Annotated in this window: 17 protein-coding genes; 5 read left to right on the forward strand and 12 right to left on the reverse strand. The window is 65.7% G+C overall.

The annotated features are described in order from the left end of the window. The 7 genes from BEK68_RS00860 to coq7 all read right to left on the reverse strand — a co-directional run. Positions 1 to 1117, reverse strand: a 1117-nt coding sequence (locus tag BEK68_RS00860) for a UDP-N-acetylmuramoyl-tripeptide--D-alanyl-D-alanine ligase (RefSeq protein WP_065851521.1), incomplete at its 3' end; no start/stop codon positions are given. Beyond that, a complete protein-coding gene (locus tag BEK68_RS00865; RefSeq protein WP_012436475.1) occupies positions 1114 to 2658 on the reverse strand; it encodes a UDP-N-acetylmuramoyl-L-alanyl-D-glutamate--2,6-diaminopimelate ligase in 1545 nt (514 codons plus the stop codon). The genes BEK68_RS00865 and BEK68_RS00860, both read right to left, overlap by 4 nt. Next, positions 2655 to 4442, reverse strand: a complete 1788-nt coding sequence (locus BEK68_RS00870; RefSeq protein WP_004633081.1) for a peptidoglycan D,D-transpeptidase FtsI family protein — start codon at positions 4440 to 4442, stop codon at positions 2655 to 2657. The genes BEK68_RS00865 and BEK68_RS00870 overlap by 4 nt, the downstream gene beginning before the upstream one ends. After that, positions 4439 to 4783: a cell division protein FtsL gene (gene ftsL / locus BEK68_RS00875; RefSeq protein WP_004633083.1), complete on the reverse strand. Its 345-nt coding sequence runs from the start codon at positions 4781 to 4783 to the stop codon at positions 4439 to 4441. The genes BEK68_RS00870 and ftsL overlap by 4 nt, the downstream gene beginning before the upstream one ends. A gap of 16 nt (positions 4784 to 4799) precedes the next feature. Next, positions 4800 to 5759, reverse strand: a complete 960-nt coding sequence (gene rsmH / locus BEK68_RS00880; RefSeq protein WP_004633086.1) for a 16S rRNA (cytosine(1402)-N(4))-methyltransferase RsmH — start codon at positions 5757 to 5759, stop codon at positions 4800 to 4802. Between the two features lie 9 nt (positions 5760 to 5768). Continuing rightward, complete coding sequence (gene mraZ, locus BEK68_RS00885; protein ID WP_004633088.1) at positions 5769 to 6197, reverse strand: division/cell wall cluster transcriptional repressor MraZ; 429 nt, start codon at positions 6195 to 6197, stop codon at positions 5769 to 5771. A 382-nt stretch (positions 6198 to 6579) separates the two neighbouring features. Beyond that, entirely contained in the window at positions 6580 to 7233 is a 654-nt protein-coding gene (gene coq7, locus BEK68_RS00890) for a 2-polyprenyl-3-methyl-6-methoxy-1,4-benzoquinone monooxygenase (RefSeq protein ID WP_004633089.1), read from the reverse strand. 380 nt (positions 7234 to 7613) lie between these two features. Between coq7 and BEK68_RS00895 the strand changes: the two genes are divergently transcribed. Both BEK68_RS00895 and BEK68_RS00900 read left to right on the forward strand, forming a co-directional pair. After that, entirely contained in the window at positions 7614 to 8792 is a 1179-nt protein-coding gene (locus BEK68_RS00895) for a porin (protein WP_004633091.1), read from the forward strand. Positions 8793 to 8979: 187 nt separating this feature from the next. Then, a complete protein-coding gene (locus tag BEK68_RS00900; RefSeq protein WP_012436476.1) occupies positions 8980 to 10296 on the forward strand; it encodes an MFS transporter in 1317 nt (438 codons plus the stop codon). A gap of 21 nt (positions 10297 to 10317) precedes the next feature. On the opposite strand, the gene arfB is transcribed toward BEK68_RS00900, so the two are convergent. Next, entirely contained in the window at positions 10318 to 10752 is a 435-nt protein-coding gene (gene arfB, locus BEK68_RS00905; RefSeq protein ID WP_004633094.1) for an alternative ribosome rescue aminoacyl-tRNA hydrolase ArfB, read from the reverse strand. A gap of 43 nt (positions 10753 to 10795) precedes the next feature. Between arfB and trhA the strand changes: the two genes are divergently transcribed. After that, positions 10796 to 11413, forward strand: a complete 618-nt coding sequence (gene trhA, locus BEK68_RS00910) for a PAQR family membrane homeostasis protein TrhA (protein ID WP_012436477.1) — start codon at positions 10796 to 10798, stop codon at positions 11411 to 11413. Positions 11414 to 11469: 56 nt separating this feature from the next. Here trhA and BEK68_RS00915 read toward each other — a convergent pair whose 3' ends face one another. From BEK68_RS00915 to BEK68_RS00930, 4 genes are all read right to left on the reverse strand, one after another. Next, on the reverse strand, positions 11470 to 13179 hold the full coding sequence (locus BEK68_RS00915; RefSeq protein WP_012436478.1) for a long-chain fatty acid--CoA ligase: 1710 nt from the start codon (positions 13177 to 13179) through the stop codon (positions 11470 to 11472). Between the two features lie 151 nt (positions 13180 to 13330). Further along, the gene (locus tag BEK68_RS00920) at positions 13331 to 14428 is read right to left on the reverse strand and encodes an aminopeptidase (protein ID WP_012436479.1); all 1098 of its coding nucleotides are present in this window, start codon (positions 14426 to 14428) and stop codon (positions 13331 to 13333) included. Positions 14429 to 14438: 10 nt separating this feature from the next. Beyond that, positions 14439 to 16535 carry a molybdopterin-containing oxidoreductase family protein gene (locus tag BEK68_RS00925; protein WP_012436480.1) on the reverse strand — a complete coding sequence of 699 codons (2097 nt, stop codon included), beginning with the start codon at positions 16533 to 16535 and terminating at the stop codon, positions 14439 to 14441. 82 nt (positions 16536 to 16617) lie between these two features. Then, the gene (locus tag BEK68_RS00930; RefSeq protein ID WP_004633104.1) at positions 16618 to 17613 is read right to left on the reverse strand and encodes a LacI family DNA-binding transcriptional regulator; all 996 of its coding nucleotides are present in this window, start codon (positions 17611 to 17613) and stop codon (positions 16618 to 16620) included. A 217-nt stretch (positions 17614 to 17830) separates the two neighbouring features. On the opposite strand from BEK68_RS00930, the gene ptsP reads away from it, so the two are divergent. Next, on the forward strand, positions 17831 to 20371 hold the full coding sequence (gene ptsP, locus BEK68_RS00935) for a phosphoenolpyruvate--protein phosphotransferase (RefSeq protein ID WP_012436481.1): 2541 nt from the start codon (positions 17831 to 17833) through the stop codon (positions 20369 to 20371). Beyond that, positions 20368 to 21324, forward strand: a complete 957-nt coding sequence (gene pfkB / locus BEK68_RS00940) for a 1-phosphofructokinase (RefSeq protein ID WP_012436482.1) — start codon at positions 20368 to 20370, stop codon at positions 21322 to 21324. The genes ptsP and pfkB overlap by 4 nt, the downstream gene beginning before the upstream one ends. The last annotated feature ends 1 nt before the right edge of the window (position 21325 follow it).

Below are 21325 nucleotides of genomic sequence, written 5' to 3' on the forward strand. Positions count from 1 at the left end.
CCAGCACCAGCCAGCGCGGCGCGGGCAGCGTGACAAGCGCGTCAATCGCGGCGCGCATCGAATCCGGGTTCGCGTTGTACGTGTCGTCGATGACCAGGCCGCCATGCGTGCCCTGCTTGCGCTGCAACCGCCCCTTGACGGGTGCAAAGTTGCCCAGCGCTTGCGCAATCACCTCGGGAGCGACACCGGCTGCCAGCGCGCACGCCGTCGCCGCCAGCGCATTGCGTGCGTTATGCAGGCCCAGCAGCGGCAAGGTGATGACGAAACGCTGGCCCGGAGCCTGCACTTCAATGCGTTGCCCGTCGGCGGTGTCCACCACGGTGCCCGTCACGGCCCCGGCATCCATACCGAAATCGAGCACGCGCCGCGAGCCCGCCGCGGCTTTCCACACCGGCGCATATTCGCCACCGTTGGCCGCATCGCGCGGATACACCGCCACGCCATTGGCCGGCAACGCGGCCAGCACAGCGGCGTGTTCTTCAGCCACCGCTTCCACGCTGACCATGAATTCCTGGTGCTCGCGCTGCGCGTTGTTGATCATCGCCACGGTCGGCTGGGCAATGGCGGCCAATACAGCCGTTTCGCCCGGATGGTTCATGCCGAGTTCAAGCACGGCCAGCTTATGTTGCGCGTTCAGGCGGAACAGCGTGAGCGGCAGGCCGATGTCGTTGTTGAAATTGCCGGCGGTCGCCAGGCGGGCGTCTTCACCCACGGCCTGCGCGAAGATCGCGGAGATCATCTCCTTGACCGTGGTCTTGCCGTTGCTGCCCGTCACGGCGACGACGGGAATCGGGAACTGGCGGCGCCAGCCGGCGGCAAGCTGGCCGAGCCCGAAGCGCGTGTCGGCGACAGTCAGCACGGCCACATTGGTGACATCCAGGGTGGCAGCCGGTGCGCGCGACACCAGCACGGCAGCAGCGCCACGCGCCACCACCTCGGGCAGGAAATCGTGCGCATCGAAACGCTCGCCGATCAGCGCGACGAACAGGTCGCCCGGCTGGACGGCGCGGCTGTCGGTCGTCACGCGCAGGATCGCCGCATCGGGGCCGGCCAGATGGGCGCCGGTCATCCAGGCAGCGGCGTCGGTGGCGCGCATCATCACGGTCGCGGCGCTCATGCATTCACCCCGCGGGCGGCGAGTGCCAGGCGCACGTGTTCCTGATCGGAGAACGGCCGCTTGCGACCGGCAATCTCCTGCGTCGATTCATGCCCCTTGCCGGCCACGACGATCACGTCATGCGCATCGGCATGCCGCACGGCGTGGAGGATGGCAGCCGCGCGGTCCTCGATCTGGGTGGCGGCACGCGGATTGTCCATGCCGTCGGCGATCTCGTCGAGGATGTGCTGCGGATCTTCGCTGCGCGGGTTGTCAGAGGTCAGCACCACGTGCGGCGCCAGGCGCTCGGCGATGGAGCCCATCTGCGGACGCTTGCCGGGGTCGCGGTCGCCGCCGCAGCCGAACACGGCCCACAGCTTGCCGCCGCGCGCTTCGGTGATCGGCGCGAGGGCGCGCAGCGTCTGCTCCAACGCGTCGGGCGTGTGAGCGTAGTCGACCACAACCAACGGGCCGTCTTCGCCTCCAAACCGCTCCATGCGGCCACTCACGGGTTGGAGTTTTTCCAGGCGTGCGATGGCGTCCTGCCACGAAACACCGGCAGCGAGCAGTGCGCCAAGCACAGCCAGGAGATTCGATACGTTGAACAGGCCGACGGTGGACACATGGACGGTCGCCCGGCCAAAGCTGCCGTCTACGTCGAACGTCGTGCCGGTGCGATGTGCGCGCACGTTGGTGGCGCGCAGCCATTGCCTGGCGCCGTGCTGTGCAGCGGCGTCGCCGTCGATGCCGTATTCGATGGTCTCGACATCGGCGCGGGCGTTCTGCAGCAAGCGCACACCGGCCGCGTCGTCGCGGTTGATGACCGCTGCGCGCAAGCCCTGCCAGCCGAACAGTCGCGCCTTGGCGAGTTCGTACTCGGCCATCGTGCCGTGATAGTCGAGGTGATCCTGCGTCAGGTTGGTGAACACCGCGATGTCGAAGCGGGTGCCATCCACCCGGCCTTGCTCCAGGCCATGCGACGACACTTCCATGGCGATGGCGCGAGCGCCCGCGCGGTGCAGATCGGCGAGGCTGCGCTGAAGCTGGATGGCGTCCGGCGTGGTAAAGCCGGTGGTAGCCAGCGCGTCGACAAACCCGGTTCCGAGCGTACCCACCACTGCGCAACGCTCGCCGTGTTTGGTCAGCGCCTGCGCAATCCATTGCGAACACGATGTCTTGCCATTGGTGCCCGTCACACCAATCACACGCAGCGCTTCCGGACCCGGCACGCCATACCACTGCGCGGCCAGCGGTCCGGCCAGTTCAGCCAGGCCGTCAACCGGCAGGATGCGCACGGGCGCGTCGGCGGGCATTGCGTAACCATGGGCTTCGGCCAGCACGGCGGAAGCGCCAGCCTCGATGGCCTGCGGAATATGCGGACGGCCATCGCCACGCTGGCGCGCATTGCCGAGCACGTAGGCCACGAACACATCGCCGGTCTTGAGCTTGCGCGTGTCGCTGGTGAGGTCGGCACGCGCGGGTGCCTGAGCGCGCAACCAATCCACCACCGGCGTGAGGCGGGCATCGATCGTCGGACGATCGGAAGTGGGCTTGGCTGTCATTGCAGGCCTCCCACCGGTTCTTCCGGCACATCCGGGGTCATCACGAGCTGCCGTACCGGCGAATCCGGCGGCACGTTCAACGCGCGCAGGGTACCGCCCACGATTTGGGAGAACACCGGGCCGGCCGCGCCACCGCCATAGCGGTTACCCACCGTAGGCTCGTCCACGCTCACGGCCACGATGATGCGCGGGTTTGACATCGGCGCCAGGCCAATGAACGAGGCACGATACTTGGAGCGGTCATAGCCGCGTCCGGTGTGCTTCCAGGCCGTGCCGGTCTTGCCGCCGACGCGATAGCCCATTACCTGGGCCTGCGGTGCGGTACCGCCGGGGGCCGTCACCGTCTCCAGCATCTGACGGACCTGGCGCGCCACCTCCGGCGAGATTACGCGCTCGCCCTGCGGCGGCTGGCCATCGGTGCGGTACATGGTGATCGGAATCAGCTCGCCATCGTGCGCGAAGATGGTGTACGCGTGCGCAATCTGGAACAGCGACACCGACAGACCGTAGCCGTAAGACATGGTCGCCTGCTCGATGCGGCGCCATTTGTTTGCCGGCCGCAGCCGCCCCGCCACCGCGCCCGGGAAGCCGATCTTCGGCGCCTGCCCCAAGCCAACGCTGGTGAACATATCCCACATTTCCTGCGGCTTGAGCATCATCGCGATCTTGGTCGTACCGATGTTGCTGGAGTGCTGGATCACCTGGGCGACCGTCAGCGTTCCGTAGTTGCCGGTATCCGAAATGGTCGCGCCTTCGAAGCTGTATTTGCCGTTGGTCTGCACCAGCGTGTTGGGCGTCACGCGCTTGAGCTGCAGCGCCAGGCTGATCGTCACCGGCTTCATCATCGAGCCGGGCTCGAAGGTGTCGGTCAGCACGCGGTTGCGCAGTTGCTCGCCCGACAGGCGGCTGCGGTCGTTCGGGTTGTAGGTCGGATAGTTCGCGAGCGCCAGCACCTCGCCGGTCTGGGCATCCAGCACGATCGCGCTGGCGGCCTTGGCGTGGGTGCGCTCGATGGCGGCTTTCAGTTCGTTGAAGGTCAGGTACTGGATCTTGGCGTCGATCGACAGGGTCTGGTCATGCCCATTACGCGGGGCCTTGAGCACGCCCACGTCTTCCACCACGCGGCCCAGCCGGTCCTTGATCACCTGACGCTGGCCCGCGGCACCCGCCAGGTCGGACTCGCGCGCCAACTCCATGCCTTCCTGGCCCTTGTCCTCAACGTTGGTGAAACCGACGATGTGCGCCATCGCCTCGCCTTCCGGGTAGAAACGCTTGTACTCTCGCGTCTGATAGATGCCTTCGATCTTCAGCGCTGCAATCTGGTCGGCCACCTCCGGCAGCACTTGACGCTTGAGGTAGACGAAGCCCTTGTCTTCGCCGAGCTTGCCCGAAAGCTCCTTGTTGTTCATGCCCAGCAGCTTGGCGAGCTTCATCATGTCTTCGCCAGGCACGTTGTTGGGCACGTCTTCGGGCACGGCCCAGATGGCCTTCACCGGCAGGCTCGTGGCCAGCACCAGACCATTGCGATCGAGAATCTTGCCGCGCGTGGCCGGCAATTCCAGCGTGCGCTGGAAGCGCTTCTTGCCTTCAGCCTCATAGAAGCGGTTGCCCGGGCCTTGAATCCACAGCGCACGGCCGATCAGTGCCAGGAACGCCGCGAACATCAGGAACACGACCAGCTTGGAGCGCCACATGGGCAGGCGCAGGCCCAGCACCGGGCTGGCGGAAAACTGACCCAGGCGCGCGCGCGCCGTGGTGCCGTTGGATTTGCGTGCGCCGCTCATGGCTGGACTCCGGAAGCCGTGGGCGCGCTCGCCGCCGCCGAGGAAGCCCCGGAGGACATCCCCGCAGCCGGCAAATCGGCAAACCCCTGCAGATACTGCGTGCGACCCGCCTGCGCGGGCGACATCTTCAATTGCCTGCTCGCGATGTCGGCAATGCGAGCGCTCTTGCCCAGCGCGCTCTGCTCATATTGCAGGCGCGACCAGTCCGTGTTGAGTTGCTTCTCTTCCGCCTGCGCGCGATCCAGCGCGACAAACAGTTGCCGCGCCTGATGCTGCGCGTTGACCAGCGACAGCGCGCACAGCACCAGCGCAGTCAGCAGGAACATGTTCAGGCGGTTCATGGGGCGGCCTCGTCGGTCAGCAGCGTTCGGCCACGCGCATGATGGCCGAGCGCGCACGCGGATTGGCCGACACTTCCGCCTCCGACGGCTTCACGCGGCCGAGCAGGCGCAACTGCGGCGCCGGCAGCTCATGCGCACGCAGCGGCGCCCGACGCAGTTCCGGCGCGGCGGATTGCTCCGGGCGCGCCAGCGCCTGCATGAAGCGCTTGACGATGCGGTCTTCCAGCGAATGGAAGCTGATCACGACGAGACGTCCCCCCTGTTCCAGACGGTCAAAGGCGGCCTTCAGACCGGTTTCGAGGTCCGCAAGCTCTTGATTGACGTGAATCCGTAAAGCTTGAAAGGTGCGGGTCGCAGGGTCTTGGCCCTTCTCGCGTGTTTTGACGGCTTGCGCCACGAGCGCGGCAAGCTCGGATGTGCGATCGAGAGGACCTCGATCCCCGGATTGGCCCCGGCGAGCAACAATCGCCTTTGCAATCTGTACAGCAAACCGTTCTTCCCCATAGTCCCGTATCACCCTCGCAATGTCGCGCTCATCAGCTTCGGCCAGCCATTGGGCTGCGGTGATGCCGCGCGTGGTGTCCATCCGCATGTCGAGCGGGCCATCCATCCGGAACGAGAAGCCACGTGCGCCTTCGTCGATCTGCGGCGAACTGATGCCGAGATCAAGCAGCACGCCGGCCACCTGCTCCACGCCACGCGCGTCCAGGCATCGGGCCATCTGCGCGAAGCTGTCATGCTCAATAGCGAAGCGGGCATCCTCTACGGTGCCCGCTTCGGTGATTGCTGCCGGGTCCTTGTCGAAGGCGACAAGTCTGCCGCCAGGCCCCAGCCGTTCCAGGATGCGCCGGCTGTGCCCGCCTCTCCCGAAGGTTCCATCGATATAGATACCGTCGTCGCGCCAGATGAGCGCATCGACCGCTTCGTCTAAGAGCACCGTCTGATGGCGCAGTCCCGTACTGGTTTGGGTTGTCATCGCGCGTCATCAAAAGGAGAAATTCTTGAGGGCGTCGGGCATGCCTTGCGCCATGGCGGCCTGCTCCTTCGCGGTGTACGTGGCGGCGTCCCAGACTTCGAAGTGGCTGCCCATGCCGAGCAGCATCACGTCACGTTCAAGGGAGGCGGCCGCGCGCAGTTCCGGGGTGATGAGGACGCGGCCAGCGGTATCGAGTTCGACATCGGCGGCGCTGCCCAGGAAGATCCGTTTCCACCAGTGGGCTTCCATCGGCAGCGCGGCGATGCGCTCGCGAAAGCGTTCCCACTCGGGGCGCGGAAACAGCATGAGGCAGCCATCCGGGTGCTTGGTCACAGTCACCCGGCCTTCGGCCTGCAGCTGGAGCGCTTCGCGGTGCCGCGACGGAATGGACATCCGCCCTTTGGCATCCAGCGTCAGCGCCGACGCACCCTGGAACACGTTGGTTTCTCTCTCCGTGTGGCGACTCGAACGCCACTCACCTTGCCGTCAACTGGCCCGCAAACGGCCGCTTTAAACCACAAAACTACACTTTCTGACACTGTTTCCCACTTTAGAGGAACGACTTTAGGCGGTCAAGGCTTGCGGAGGCCTGCGAGACGGAAAATTTGCAATCAGAACAATGACTTAGCGCACCCCGCCAGAGGAGCCGAATCACTTTTCCCAATCAAATGAAGGAGATAGCGTGGTTTATGCAGAAACCACGTGAGAGAACGGCGCGCGACAGCGCCCCCGGTGCGAGGGCGAAGTCCATACGCGGTAAAGCTCGGGCAAACGGAGGAGCGTGCGGTATGCCGCCGGCCTGCGAGCGACGCTGCACGCGTCAGATGCGGTACGCGGCAGTCGTCATGACGCGTGACGCGGCACGCATGGCTTGGCGGATCGGCGCTGGCAGATCAATGCCGCCGGCCTGGCGCGCGTTGTCGCCGTGACGGATCTCGTCGTCGCGCATCTGGGCGACGATGGCGCGCGAGCGGGTGTCCTGTTCGGGCAAGGTATCGAGATGGCCATCGAGGTGATGCTCGACCTGGCGCTCGGTCTCAGCGACGAAGCCGAGACTGATCTTGTCGCCGAGGCGTCCGGCCACCGCGCCGATCGCGAAAGCGCCGGCATACCACAGCGGGTTCAGCAGGCTCGGGCGATCGTTCAATTCCTGCAGGCGCTGGGCGCACCAAGCGAGGTGGTCCTCTTCTTCGCGCGCGGCTTCGTCGAGCTGGGTCCGGATGGCCGGGTCCCGGGCAAACAGCGCTTGCCCCTGGTACAAGGCCTGGGCGCAGACCTCGCCGACATGGTTCACGCGCATCAGGCCGGCGGCATGGCGGCGGTCGGCCTCAGAAAGCTTGGTCGCGTTGTCGGCCGTATTTGTGGAGGCGGCGGACGCGATAACGGCATCAGCGGGGTTCGGTCGGCTGGCGCGGGTGACGCCTGCCACAGCGCGCAAGGCGCGGTCGAATTCGGGGATGAAGCGGTCGAGCATGAGTACGGGCGCCGCCGGCAATGGCGTGCGGCGCAATTGCCATTGTAAGGCCGACACCGGGCGGGATCTTGCGTCCGATCAGAACCCGGCCGTCCAAACACTACTGTACGGGATAACCCTGTTGGTGCGCGGATCGCATCCAAAACCGCAAGGAATCGAGGGAGCACATCGCCGATCTATTTCAAATTTGGAAACAGCCTGTTGCCGGGATCAGACAGCAAACGCTCGTTTACGAACATTCGTTCGCAAATTTCGACCGAGCCCAGCACCACGTTGTTACATTAGTCAGCGACTTCGTTTGAAAGTCATGGGGCGGGAAGACAAGAACGGAGGGTCTGCCTGCCACTGAACGCAATAAATAAAGATCTGGAGACCGACCGATGAAGAAATCGCTGCTGGCATTGGCAGTACTGGGCACGTTTGCGGGTGTTGCGCAGGCTCAGTCGAGTGTGACCCTGTATGGCGTGGTCGACGCCAACATTGAGTACGTCAACCACGCGCAAGCCGTAACGGCTGCGGGGGTGGTCATCCCGGGCAGCAGCGGCTCGCGCCTGGCGATGCAGGCCGGCGGCCTGTCTTCCAACCGCTGGGGCTTGCGCGGCGTCGAAGACATCGGTGGCGGTCTCAAGAGCCTGTTCGTGCTGGAATCGGGCTTCGCCATGGACACCGGCACGCTGCAGCAGGGCGGACGCCTGTTCGGCCGGCAGGCGTTTGTCGGTTTGCAGGGCAACTGGGGCAAGATCACGCTGGGTCGGCAATACACCACGATCTTCGACATGATGGCGAACTTCTCGCCGACCGGTTACGCCACGCAGTATGAGCCGGTGGTCGGCCAACTCGGTCCGAACTTCCGCGAAGACAACATGATCAAGTACACCGGCGCATTCGGCCCGGTGACAGTGGAAGGCCACTGGGCGTTCGGCGAACGCGCAGGCAGCCAGACCGCCAACTCGGCGTACGGCGTGGGCGCAAACTACTTTGGCGGCCCGTTCGGCCTGGGTATCGCCTATGACGAAGTGAAGGTGCTGACGGCAGCCGAAGCCCTGGGCGGCCCCGGCAACGAGTACGCCAAGGACAAGCGCGCCGCCATTGCCGCCAGCTATACGATGGGCCCGGTCAAACTCATGGGTGGCTATCGCTACGGCAAGACCGACACGGCCTCATCTGGTGCCACGCTGGCTCTGCTGCCGCACCGCGACGACTACTACTGGGCTGGCGTGAACTACCAAGTGACGCCTGCGCTGGGCCTGACGCTGGCGTACTACTACGACAAGATCAAGGAAGCGACCATCGGCGGGGCAACGGTCAACCCGCGTAATCCGCAGCAGTGGCAGTTCATCGCCGACTACAACTTCTCCAAGCGCACCGACGTGTATCTGAGCGCAGCGTATGCACGCAATGCGTCGCTGAACTGGGATTCGATCGGCTATGTAACGAACCCGGCAACGGGCGCGCAAACGTCGGTGGGCTATCTGCCGGCGGCATCGCAGACGTACTTCATCACACCGAACTCGGATAACCAGGTTGGCGTGGCGATCGGTCTGCGTCATAAGTTCTGACACGCACTTTGTTGTTGCCCGCCGCCCCTCTCCTTGGCGGGCGCAGGAAGGCACCTTCGGGTGCCTTTTTGCATGGCCGCGCGCTATGCTTTTGCGATCGAGCTCGCCGCCGGACGGCAAGACCCCAGCACAACATCGCGCGGCGCGGTTCATAACGACAACAACACGAACCTCACCGGAGACCAGCATGTCCTCTTCGACTTCCCCAACCCTGGCGCCCTCCACTTTGGATGCGGCCGCCGACACCAGCCGCTCGCGCATCGTCTTCGCCAGCTTCATCGGCACGGCCATCGAGTTTTACGATTTCTATGTCTATGCGACAGCCGCGGCGCTGGTCATCGGCCCAGTGTTCTTTCCGCATGGGTCCGCCACGGCACAAGCGCTGTCGGCGTTCGTGACGTTTGGCATCGCGTTCATCGCTCGGCCGATCGGCTCGTTTCTGTTCGGCCACTTTGGTGATCGCATCGGGCGCAAGTCGACGCTGGTGGCGTCTCTGCTGGTGATGGGCATTTCGACCACGCTGATCGGACTCGTGCCGGGGTACGACAGCATCGGCACGCTCGCACCGATCCTGCTGTGCATCCTGCGCTTCGGCCAGGGCATCGGGCTGGGTGGTGAATGGGGCGGCGCGGCGCTGCTGGCCACCGAGAACGCACCAGCCGGCAAACGCGCCTGGTTCGGCATGTTTCCGCAGCTCGGCCCGTCGGTCGGTTTCCTGGCTTCGAACGGTCTCTTCTTCGGGCTGGCGATCGCACTGTCCGATGAGCAGTTCCGCAGCTGGGGCTGGCGCGTGCCGTTCCTGGTCAGCGCAGTGCTGGTGGCGCTGGGCTTGTATGTGCGATTGAAGATCGCTGAGACCCCCGCCTTCCAGGCAGCCATCGACCGGCAGGAGCGCGTGAAGGTGCCGGTCGCCACGCTGCTGGCGCACCACTGGTGGCCGACGCTGCTTGGCGCGCTGGCCATGGTCGTCTGCTACACGCTGTTTTATATCTCGACGGTATTTTCGCTGTCGTACGGCGTGGGCACGTTGCATTTCTCGCGCCCGAGCTTCCTGGGTCTGCTGTGCCTCGCCGTGGTGTTCATGGGGCTGGCGACGCCCCTGTCGGCATGGGCGTCCGACCGCTTTGGGCGCAAGCCGGTGCTGATCGTCGGCATCATCGCCGCCATTTTGTCGGGCTTCACGATGGCGCCGCTGCTGGGGAGTGGGCAGACACCGCTGGTGGCCCTGTTCCTCATCATCGAACTGTTCCTGATGGGCGTGACCTTCGCGCCGATGGGCGCGCTGCTGCCCGAGCTGTTCCCGACCAACGTGCGCTATACCGGTGCCGGCGTGTCGTACAATCTGGGCGGCATTCTGGGCGCGTCGATTGCGCCCTACATCGCGCAGAAGCTGGCCGAGCAAGGTGGCCTGAGCTGGGTCGGCATGTATGTATCGGCGGCCGCGGTGGTCAGCCTGATCGGCGTGCTTTGCATGCGCGAGACACGCCATACCCGGCTGATGTAAGGGCCACGCATATCAGCACGCTTAGTCCCAAGAGTGGCGGCCCGAGCGACCACGCTTGACGTCGCCACGCGCGCGCTTGCCTTCCAGGCGGCGCGTCTTGGAAGCGCGCGTGGGCTTGGTGGCGATGCGCGACCTGGGCACCGCAAGCCCCGTCGCGATGAACGCCGCCAGACGTTCGCGGGCATCCTGGCGGTTGCGGTCCTGCGTGCGAAACCGTTGAGCATCAATCACAAACACGCCCTCATCGGTCAAGCGGCGGTCGCGTTTTTCCAACAGACGCGCTCGCAATGCGTCCGGCAACGAGGGCGATTGGGCGATGTCAAAGCGCAACTCCACCGCCGTCGATACCTTGTTGATGTTCTGCCCACCCGCGCCGCTTGCGCGCACAAAGCGCTCGACCAGTTCCGACTCCGGAATGGACAATTGGGGGGTGATTTTGAGGTCGGTGCCGGGCATTGAGGCATTGTAGGGAGAACAGGGTCTTTCTGGAGATCAGCGTATGTATCGCGGAGAACGTTTCAACGGCTTCAGCCACTTGGCCGGGGCCATCCTTGCCGCTACCGGCATGGCTGTGCTCGTGACATCCTCGGCGCTGCACCACGATGCCTGGAAGGTGGTCAGTTCGGTCGTCTACGGCACCACGCTGGTCCTGCTCTACACAATTTCCACGCTGTATCACAGCCTGCGCGGCCCCGCCAAAAGCCTCTTCCAACGGCTGGACTATTGCGCCATCTACCTGCTGATCGCCGGCAGCTACACGCCGTTTGCGCTGGTCACGCTGCGCGGCCCCTGGGGCTGGGCGCTGTTCGGCATCAACTGGGCACTGGCCGCCATTGGCATTGCGCAGGAACTCTGGATCGGCCGCCGCACGCGCCTGTTCTCACTGCTGATCTACGTGGTGATGGGCTGGCTGGTGCTGATTGCCATGGGGCCGCTGGCCACCGCGCTGCCTGCACCCGGCCTGTGGTGGCTGGTAGCCGGTGGCGCGCTTTATACGACGGGCATCGGCTTTTTTCTCTTTGACGAGAAGGTGCGGCACTTCCACGGCATCTGGCACCTGTTCGTGCTGGCGGGCAGTGCGTGTCAGTTCGTCAGCATCCTGCTGTACGTCGGCTGACACACCATGAAAAAAACCGCGATTCCTCGCGGTTTTCTTCTTGCAGCTATGCAGACTCAGGCACGCTTCTTCATCGCCTCATCGCGCAGTTCGCGGCGCAGGATCTTGCCGACGTTGGTCTTCGGCAGCTCGTTGCGGAACTCGATGAACTTGGGGCGTTTGTAACCGGTGAGCTGGTCCTTGCAGAACTCCTGCAGCTTCTGTTCCGTGAGTGTCGGGTCGCGGCGCACCACGAACAGCTTCACCACCTCGCCCGAGTGGACGTCGGGCACGCCCACGGCAGCCACTTCCAGCACGCCCGGGCACATCGCCACGACGCCTTCGATCTCGTTCGGGTACACGTTGAAGCCCGACACCAGGATCATGTCCTTCTTACGATCGACAATCTTGGTGTAACCGCGCTCGTCCATTACGCCCACGTCGCCGGTCTTGAAGAAGCCGTCGGCATACATGACCTTGGCGGTCTCGTCCGGGCGCTTCCAGTAACCAGCCATGACCTGCGGGCCGCGGATGCAGATTTCGCCCGGCTGGCCGATCGGCTGATCGCGGCCTTCGTCGTCGCGAATGGCGATTTCAGTGCCCGGAATCGGCAGGCCGACGGTGCCCGAAAACTTGTCGGTATCGGTCGGGTTGCAGATGGCCGACGGCGAGGTTTCAGACAGGCCATAGCCCTCGATGATCGGGCACCCCGTCACCTCGAGCCACTTCTTGGCCACGGCTTCCTGCACCGCCATGCCGCCACCGTTGGCCACGCGCAGGTTGGAGCAGTCGACATCCTTGAATTCCGGGTTGTTCAGCAGCGCGTTGTACAGCGTGTTCACGGCCGGGAACATGTGGAAGCGGTACTGCTTGAGCACCTTGATGAAGCCCGGAATGTCACGCGGGTTCGGGATCAGCACGGCCAGCCCGCCCTTGCGCATCGACAGCAGGCAGCACACCGTCAGCGCGAAGATGTGATACAGCGGCAGCGCGGTGATGGTGACGATCTCTTCGTCGGCAGCCAGCATGCGGCCGTCGCGGCCGGGCTTGGTGAGCGCCGGGTTCATCCACGCTTCCGATTGGAGCACGTTGGCGACGATATTTCGATGCAGCAGCGTCGCGCCCTTCGACACGCCCGTCGTGCCGCCCGTGTATTGCAGGAAGGCCACGTCGTCGGGGCCGACCGAGGTGGGCTTGAGCGTCTGCTTGGCGCCCTCTTGCAGCGCCGTATTGAAGCGGATGCAACTGGGAAGCTCCCACGCCGGCACCATCTTCTTGACGCTGCGCACGACAAAATTCACCAGCATGCCCTTAAGGCCGCCGAGCATGTCGCCCATGCTGGCCACCACGATGTGCTTGACCGGCGTATTGGGCAGCACCTGCTGCAGCGTCGTCGCGAAGTTCTCCAGGATGATGATGGCTTCGGCGCCGCTGTCCTTGAGTTGATGCTCAAGCTCGCGCGGGGTGTAGAGCGGATTGACGTTGACGACTACATAGCCTGCACGCAGCACGGCGGCCAGCGCCACCGGGTACTGCAGCACGTTCGGCATCATCAGCGCAACGCGGGCGCCGGGCGCCAGACCGCGCGATTGCAGCCACGCCGCCAGTTGGCGCGACAGCGTATCGAGCTCGCCATAGGTCAGTACCTTGCCCATGCATTCAAACGCACGGCGGTTGCGGTTCTTTTGGAAAGAATCCTCAAGCAGGTGGGCCAGCGATCGATACTGCGATGCATCGATCTCGGCCGGCACCCCGGCGGGGTACTGCTTCAGCCACGGTTTATCCATGGGTGTGTCTCCTGGCGATTGTCGATTTTTTCGAATGGTCGTTCGTTTTTTTTCGGCATCCTACGCGGATGTTTGTGTCAAAACAATAACTTAGACAGTTCCCTCGGCCGGTTGACCTTGCTTGAAACTGGTGCAGAAACCGGTGTTGGCATCACTTTTGTCTGATGTCCTCCGACGCGCCCATCGCCGAAGGCGCCAGTAATCGGAGTGCTGCCTCCCGCTGCAGTTTGGACTCCCGCACCATGGCCTTGACGTCGTCATAAAAGCGCGCCCAGTCGCCGCCATCACGGTGATACAGCGCCGTGAACGCCGGCACCCATTCCAGGTAGCTCGCGACTGCGCCCAGATGCGCGTTGGACAGCGGCTGCGCAAACCAGCGGTCGTAACCGGTATAACCGCCCCAGCTTGCTTTGAGCTTGGTGTAATCGGCCTGGAGGCTCGCGAAGATGGCGCGTTTTCCGGCGCGCTTCTCGTCGTCCGACACTGGGCTGGCATACAGCGCCTCAAGTCGGTTGCGATACTCCAGCAGCAGGGCGCGGAATTGTACGCGCCGGGCGTCGTACGTGGCGTATTCCGCGCGAATTTCCGGGGTGGCGGCATCCGCCAGCCAGCGTTCGACGCCAATGGTTTCCACGGCGGTGGCAAACGATTCGTTGAACGCGGTATCGCCCTTGGCGTAGACGACCTGGTGCGCCAGCTCATGAAAAATCAGCCGCGCCAGCTCACCTTCGGGCAGGCCGACGAAGGTGTTGAGCAGCGGGTCGTCGAAATAACCCAGTGTGGAATACGCAGGAATGCCGGCCACATCCACATCGAGGCCTTGGGCGCGCAAGGTGTCGGCGTAGGCCATGGCGGCGTTGCGATCGTAGTACCCGCGATACGTCACGCAGCCCACGACGAGAAAACACCATTCCTTGAGCTTGACCGACAGCTCCGGCGCCGCAAACACGTTCCACACCGCGAACGGACGCTTGAGATTGGCGTAGACGCGATAGCTGCCGTTGTCCGGCAGGCCCAGCTCGCGCGACGCATAGATGCGGATGCTGCGCGCATCTTCGAGCCGCTTGGCGAGCTTGTCGTTGTGAGCCTGCCGGGCGTTGTCGATCGCCTGGTCGATCGACTCGCGCTGCGCCATCAGCGAGAGATGTCCGCTGACCGACTGGTAGTAATAACCGACGGTGTCGCAGCCGGCCAGCAACGCCGAACCGGCAAGCGACAGCGCAAGGTACAGCGCGCGTGCGGCACGCATGATGGTTCCGTCAGGCGGCCTGTGCCAACGGCGCGACCTCGACCAGGCAATCGTAGAAGGTGGGCGCACGCCCCATGTCGGTCAGGCGCTGGCTGGTCAGCTCGTTGGCGTTGGTGCCGTCGGGCGCGAGCTTCTTCCACCAGATCGACAGGCCGACGACCACGCCGCGCCGCGCACGGTCGGTCACGCGGGCGCGCGCCTGCATGGTGCCGCGATCATTGAAGATGCGGACAAGCTCGCCGTCGACAACGCCGCGTGCATTCGCGTCGTCGGGGTGGATATCGAGATGCGGCTCGCCCTCGGTACTGCGCAGGCTGTCGACGTTGACGAAGGTCGAGTTCAGGAAGTTGCGCGCCGGCGGCGAGATCATCGACAGCGGATAACGCTTCGCCAGCTCAGGCGTGCTGATCGCCGACTCATGCGGCGGCACATAGCCGGGCAGCGGGTCAAGGCCGTCCTTGGCCATCTGCTCGGAATAGAACTCGCAGCGGCCCGACGGCGTGCGATAGCCGCCACGAGCCAGCGGCGCGGCGGGGTGCGCCAGCTTCTGCCAGCCCTCGCGCTTGAGCGTGGCCCAGTCGATGTGCGCGGCGGCCGGGTCGTCACGGCGCACGGCCTGGCTGGCGATGTCGTCGTCCGAGTCGGCAAAGCAGGCGTCGTCAAAACCCATGCGCCGGGCAATGCGACGGAAGATCTCCGTGTTCGGCAACGACTGCCCCATGGGCGCGATGGCAGCGTTGTTGGCCAGCACGTAGGTGTGACCATACGCCTTGTGCACATCGACATGTTCGAGCTGCGTGGTGGCGGGCAGGAGGATGTCGGCGTAGTCGGCGGTGTCAGTCTGGAAATGCTCCAGCACCACGGTGAAGAGGTCTTCGCGCGCAAAGCCGGCGGCGACCTTGCGCGAATCCGGCGCCACCGCCACGGGGTTGCTGTTGTAGACAACCACCGCCTCGACCTTTGGGCCAAACGACGCATCGCCCGGATGCAGCAGCGCATCGCCGATGGTGCTCATGTTGATCGTGCGGGGCAGCGCCGGCCAGCTCGGCAGCAGGTCAGGACGCTGCAGCTTCGCATTGTCGATGGGGAAGAAACCGGACGTCGATAGTTGCAGGCCGCCCGCTGCATCCCGCCACGCGCCCACCAGCGACGGCAGGCATGCGACCGCGCGCACGCCCTGCCCGCCGCCATGCGCGCGCTGCATGCCGTAGTTCAGGCGAATGGCCGCCGGCTGCTTGTCGCGCACGACGGTCGTGCCGTACAGCTTGGCGAGCCACTCGACATCCGCCGCGTCCACCCCACACAGCGTCGCCGCATATTCCGGCGTGTATTGCTGTGCGCGTTCACGGAGCGCCTCGAAACCGAGCGTGTGATTGGCGATGTAGTCGTGGTCGAGCAGGTCATCGCGGATCAACACGTGGATCATCGCCAGCGCCAGCGCCGCATCGGTACCAGGGCGCACCGCCAGATGGCGATGGCACTTCTCGGCCGTCAGCGAGCGATACGGATCGATGGCGACGAGCGTGGCGCCGCGCCGTTTGGCTTCCTGCGCGCGCGTCCAGAAATGCAGGTTCGATGCGATCGGATTGGCGCCCCAGATCAGGATCAGCTTGGCGTCCTGCACGTGCTCGATGTCCATGCCGAGGCTCGCGCCATACGTGTAGCGCAGCGCCGTTGCCCCGGCCGATGCGCAGATCGTGCGATCGAGCAGCGACGCTCCGAGCTTGTGGAAGAAGCGCGCGGCCATGCTTTCCCCCTGCACCAGGCCCATCGTGCCGGCGTAGCTGTACGGGAGGATGGCCTCCGGGTTGCGCGCGGCAATGTCCCCCAGACGCGTGGCGATGGTGTCGATGGCCTCGCCCCACGAGATCGGTTCGAACTTGCCCTCGCCCTTGGCGCCCACGCGCTTCATCGGCGTCAGCAGACGGTTCGGGTGGTACGTGCGTTCTGCATACCGATTGACCTTGGTGCACAGCACGCCGGCAGTCGTCGGGTGGTCCGGGTCGCCCTGCACGCGGGTGGCGCGGCCGTCCTCGACGGTGACGAGCAAGGCGCAGGTGTCGGGGCAGTCGTGCGGGCAGGCGGCACGGATGACTTGGGTGGACATCAGGGGGCTCCGGAGTGGGTGGCGGCGGGTGCATGTCGGCGTTGTCGCACCGCCGCGAGTATCCGGAAATTGTAATCGCCTGCTAAGTGCTTCGCAGCGGCGTGGAGCCGCGCGTGACGAGCCGCCCCGTGAGCAGCACACGGCGCGTCGGCAAGGTGGGCTGCGCGAGGCGCTCCTGCAGCATCGCCATTGCCATGCGGCCGATGTCGTAGACCGGTTGCTCGATCACGGTGATGCCCGGGCCGGCGAGCTCCGTCCAGGGCTCGTTGTCAAAGCCCGCCACGGCAAGGTCGCGGGGCACGTCCAGCGAAAGCTGCCGCAACGCACGCAGCACGCCGAGCAGCGATTGCGCGTTACTCGCGACCAGCGCGTCGGGGCGATCACGTTCCGCGCCGGACAGCCACGCCAGCGTCTCGGCCTCCGCTGCCTCGGCGGTGGGCAGAATGAATCGCGCCTCGGCGGTGATGCCGCGGCGTGCCAGCGCCGTCGCGAATCCGGCCTGACGCTCAGCGCCCGTGCTGCTCGTCCGCCCGAACAGGCCGCCAATACGCCGGTAACCCTGCGCGGCGAGGTGCTCGGCCAGCGCTTGCGCCGCCTGCTGGTTGTCGAGCACGACGGCATCGGTGCCGCATGTGGGGCCGGCACGATCGATCAGCACGACCGGGTAGCCGAGGTCCACAGGTTGCTGGGCTTCGGCAATGCCGCGCGTTGGCGAGAGGATCACGCCGGTCACGCGCTCCTCTTCCATCAGGCGCAGGTACATCGCCTCCTTCTCGGGGTCTTCGTCGGAATTGCACAGGATGACGCGCAAGCCGGCGGCATAGGCCGCGTCTTCCACCGCCCGGCTGACGCTGGTGAAGAACGGGTTGCGGATGTCCGAGACGATCAGCCCGACGGTCTGCGCCTGCTGCGAGCGAAGCCGCCGCGCCGACAGGTTCGGCCGATACCCGGACGCCGCCACCGCCGCATCGACACGCCGGCGCAGTTCTGCGCTCACGGGGCCGCCGGCGAGCGCGCGTGACACCGTTGCCACCGACACCCCCGCCGCCGCCGCTACGTCCTTGATTCGAACCGTCATGCTGAAATCGTTTCCAAAGAAAGCGTCATCATAGCGAATGACCGCATTGCCTCCAATCTCCAGCTCTCCTAGGGAAAACCCCGTAAATACTGGGATGAGCGTCACTTTGTGTCGCGGCGCACATTGACACTCGAACTGTAATCGATTTCAATTCGCGATCATCGACGACACGCATGCCGCGCCTTGGAGCGCGGCAGCCGCAGGAGACCCCCGCCGCATGGCTTCCGCCCTGATCTGCGCCGAACGCATCCGTCTGCAGCAACGCGCCACCGACAAGGAAAGCGCCATCCGCGCTGCCGGCCAGTTGCTGGCCGACGCCGGCTGCATCGATCCGGCCTATATCGACAGCCTCCTGCGCCGCGAAACCGTGGCCAACACGTTTCTCGGCCACGGCGTCGCCATTCCGCACGGCATGGGCGAGGACCGCCACCTGATCCGCCAGACGGGCATTGCGGTGCTGCAGTTTCCTGACGGGCTGGAGTGGCACCCGGGCCAAACGACGCACCTGGTGTTTGCCATTGCCGCGCAGTCGGACGAACACATCACGCTGCTGCGCCGACTGACGCGGCTGCTGAATGACGACGCGCGCCTACGGCATCTCTTCACCACGCAGAATGCTGAAGAACTTGTTGCCGCGCTCTCCAGCGACGCACCCGCGCCCGCCGCCGACACACCTGGCACCGACCTCGCCGAGCAGCGCACCTTGACGCTGGAATACCCGAGCGGCCTGCACGCGCGCCCGGCTGCGCATTGGGTGGAAACCGCCCGCCGCTTTGCCGCGCGCGTGCAGGTTCGACATGGCGACGAAACCGCCGACGCGAAGAACCTCGTGGCGTTGCTGCAATTGGGCCTTGCGGTTGGCTCCAAGCTCACGCTCTCTGCGGAAGGCCCCGACGCCGGCGCCGCGCTCGACGCGCTGCTGCAGACCATTCGAGGTCTGACGGCGCAGGAACGTGCCCAGGCGGCGCGCGACACGCAGGCAGCCCGCACCCGACAGACCGCGCACGGCTGGCAAGCCGACGCGGCGTTGCCCACCATCGGCGGCATTGCGGCAAGTCCCGGGCTGGCGATCGGCCCCATCCACGTGCTCCAGCACGGCGCGTCGACCGTGCCTGATCACGCTGTCGCCCTGACCACCGGCGGCGATCTACTGGACCAGGCGCTGGCGAGCACGCGCGCCGAACTGGAAGCCCTGGCACGCAACACGGCCGCCCGCCTGGGGGAAGCCGAAGCAGGCATCTTTAAGGCGCAAGCCGAACTGCTGGGCGACACCGATCTCATGACGCTGACATGCCAGGCCATGGTCGAGGGCCACGGCGTGGCGTGGTCCTGGCATCAGGCCGTCGAACGCCTGGCCGAGCGGCTGGGCGCGCTCGGCAATCCGCTCCTGGCGGCACGCGCGGCCGACTTGCGCGACGTGGGACGGCGCGTGCTCGGCCATATCGACCCGTCGCTGCGCAGTGCAGCGCAAACGCTGCCCGAGAGCCCTTGCATCCTCGTGGCGGCGGACCTGTCGCCTTCGGATACGGCGGCGCTCGATACGCGACGCATCATCGGCATCGTCACCGCGCAAGGCGGTCCGACGTCGCACACGGCCATCCTGACGCGCACACTGGGCATCCCGGCCGTCGTGGCCGCCGGCCCAGCCGTGCTCGATGTGGCGACGGGCACGCAAGCCATCATCGACGGCACCGGCGGCCGTCTGGTGCTGGATCCCGATGACACCAGCATCGCGAGCGCCCGCGCCTGGCTGCGGGAAGACGCCGCACGCACGCAGCGCGAGGAGGCGGAGCGCGGCTTGCCCGCCCGCACGCGTGACGGCCACACGGTGGAGATCGCCGCCAACGTCAACCTGCCCGCACAGGCGGTCGAAGCCCTCTCGCTCGGCGCGGAGGGCGTGGGCCTGATGCGCACCGAATTCCTGTTCCTCGAACGCGATCACGCGCCCGACGAAGACACCCAATACGCTGTCTACGCCGACATGCTCAACGCCCTTGGCGGCCGCCCGTTGATCGTGCGCACGCTGGACATCGGCGGCGACAAGCAGGTCCCGCATCTGAACCTGCCGACGGAAGACAACCCGTTCCTCGGCGTGCGCGGTGCGCGCCTGCTACTGCGCCGCCCCGACCTCATGGAGCCGCAACTGCGTGCGCTCTATCGGGCCGCCCGCGATGCTGGCGAGGCGACTGCCCTGTCGATCATGTTTCCGATGATCACCTCATTGGAGGAGGTGACCGCCCTGCGCGCCGCGTGCGAGCGCATTCGCGCTGAACTCGACGCGCCGACGGTGCCGCTGGGCATCATGGTGGAAGTACCGGCCGCCGCACTGTTGGCCGATCGCCTGGCCGAGCACGTCGACTTCTTCTCCATCGGAACGAACGACCTCACGCAATACACGCTGGCGATCGATCGCCAGCATCCCGACCTCGCTGCCGAGGCCGACAGCCTGCACCCAACCGTGCTGCGCCTGATCCAGCACACAGTGCAGGGCGCCGCACGCCGCGGGCGCTGGGTCGGCGTATGCGGCGGCTTGGCGGGAGACCCGTTCGGCGCGCTGCTGCTCACAGGCCTTGGCGTGCATGAGCTGTCGATGAGCCCACGCGATATTGCGCCGGTCAAGGCGCGGCTACGCGAGGCGCACGTCCGTGCGCTGTCGCAACTCGCAGAACGCGCATTGGCCTGCGCTTCCGCCCAGGAGGTGCGCGACCTGGAAACCACGTTGCCGATGCAAGCCGGTGGCAAGGAGATGGCCGCATGAGCAGGCAGCCGCGCATCGTCACCGTCACGCTCAACCCGGCCATCGACATGACCATCGGCCTGGAGCGGCTTGAACGTGGCCGCGTCAACATCGGCCGCAGCGTCACGCAACAGGCCGGCGGCAAGGGCGTCAACGTGGCAGCCTGCCTGGCCGATTGGCAGGTACCGGTGATCGCCACGGGCCTCCTCGGCGACGCCAATGCCGAACTGTTCGAAGCGTTGTTTGCGCGCAAGGGCGTGCTCGACGGCTTCTGCCGCGTGCCCGGCACCAATCGCACCAACATCAAAATCAGCGACCAGGCAGACGGACAGACCACCGACATCAATCTGCCCGGCATTGACGCCACGCCCGCCGACTTCGACACGCTGTGCGAACGCATTGACGCGCTCTCCGACATTGCAGGCGCAGCGCTATGTGGCAGCCTGGCCGGCGGCTTGCAGTCCGATAGCTATGTGGAACTGCTGGCCCGGCTGAACCGCCGCGGCATCCCCACCTTGCTCGATACCAGCGGCGCACCGCTGGCGCGGGTGCTGGCGGCACCGCGCGAAGCCCTGCCGACGGCCATCAAGCCAAACCGGCACGAGCTGGAACTGTGGGCGGGGAGATTGCTGCCCACGTTGGCTGAAACGGTGGACGTGGCGCGCGCCATCCAGGCACGCGGCGTGGCGCAGGTCATCGTGTCGCTGGGCGAGGACGGCGCGCTGTTCGTCACGGCAGAAGGCACGTGGCAAGCGAGCCTGCCACCTGTACGCGCCGCCAGTACCGTCGGCGCGGGTGACGCCATGGTGGCCGGCGTGCTGGCCGGCTGGCATGCCGGAGCGGGCATGGAAGAAACCGTGCGTCTATCGGTGGCCTTCGCCGCGTGCAAGCTCCAGCGCCTGGGCCCGCACCTCCCGCCCCCGGGGCAGGTGCGCGAACGCGCGTCCGCCGTCCAGATGCAGCGCGTGGCCTGAC

The organism is Ralstonia pickettii (assembly GCF_001699815.1).
GTDB lineage: Bacteria > Pseudomonadota > Gammaproteobacteria > Burkholderiales > Burkholderiaceae > Ralstonia > Ralstonia thomasii.

Coding starts and splice junctions, on each gene's coding strand:
- coq7 (WP_004633089.1), bottom strand. CDS start 7,233: ATGCTCGACCGCTTCATCCCCGAATTCGACCGCGCCTTGCGCGCTGTG.
- BEK68_RS00870 (WP_004633081.1), bottom strand. CDS start 4,442: ATGAGCGGCGCACGCAAATCCAACGGCACCACGGCGCGCGCGCGCCTG.
- ftsL (WP_004633083.1), bottom strand. CDS start 4,783: ATGAACCGCCTGAACATGTTCCTGCTGACTGCGCTGGTGCTGTGCGCG.
- BEK68_RS00900 (WP_012436476.1), top strand. CDS start 8,980: ATGTCCTCTTCGACTTCCCCAACCCTGGCGCCCTCCACTTTGGATGCG.
- trhA (WP_012436477.1), top strand. CDS start 10,796: ATGTATCGCGGAGAACGTTTCAACGGCTTCAGCCACTTGGCCGGGGCC.
- pfkB (WP_012436482.1), top strand. CDS start 20,368: ATGAGCAGGCAGCCGCGCATCGTCACCGTCACGCTCAACCCGGCCATC.
- BEK68_RS00920 (WP_012436479.1), bottom strand. CDS start 14,428: ATGCGTGCCGCACGCGCGCTGTACCTTGCGCTGTCGCTTGCCGGTTCG.
- arfB (WP_004633094.1), bottom strand. CDS start 10,752: ATGCCCGGCACCGACCTCAAAATCACCCCCCAATTGTCCATTCCGGAG.
- BEK68_RS00915 (WP_012436478.1), bottom strand. CDS start 13,179: ATGGATAAACCGTGGCTGAAGCAGTACCCCGCCGGGGTGCCGGCCGAG.
- BEK68_RS00925 (WP_012436480.1), bottom strand. CDS start 16,535: ATGTCCACCCAAGTCATCCGTGCCGCCTGCCCGCACGACTGCCCCGAC.
- BEK68_RS00895 (WP_004633091.1), top strand. CDS start 7,614: ATGAAGAAATCGCTGCTGGCATTGGCAGTACTGGGCACGTTTGCGGGT.
- BEK68_RS00865 (WP_012436475.1), bottom strand. CDS start 2,658: ATGACAGCCAAGCCCACTTCCGATCGTCCGACGATCGATGCCCGCCTC.
- ptsP (WP_012436481.1), top strand. CDS start 17,831: ATGGCTTCCGCCCTGATCTGCGCCGAACGCATCCGTCTGCAGCAACGC.
- rsmH (WP_004633086.1), bottom strand. CDS start 5,759: ATGACAACCCAAACCAGTACGGGACTGCGCCATCAGACGGTGCTCTTA.
- BEK68_RS00930 (WP_004633104.1), bottom strand. CDS start 17,613: ATGACGGTTCGAATCAAGGACGTAGCGGCGGCGGCGGGGGTGTCGGTG.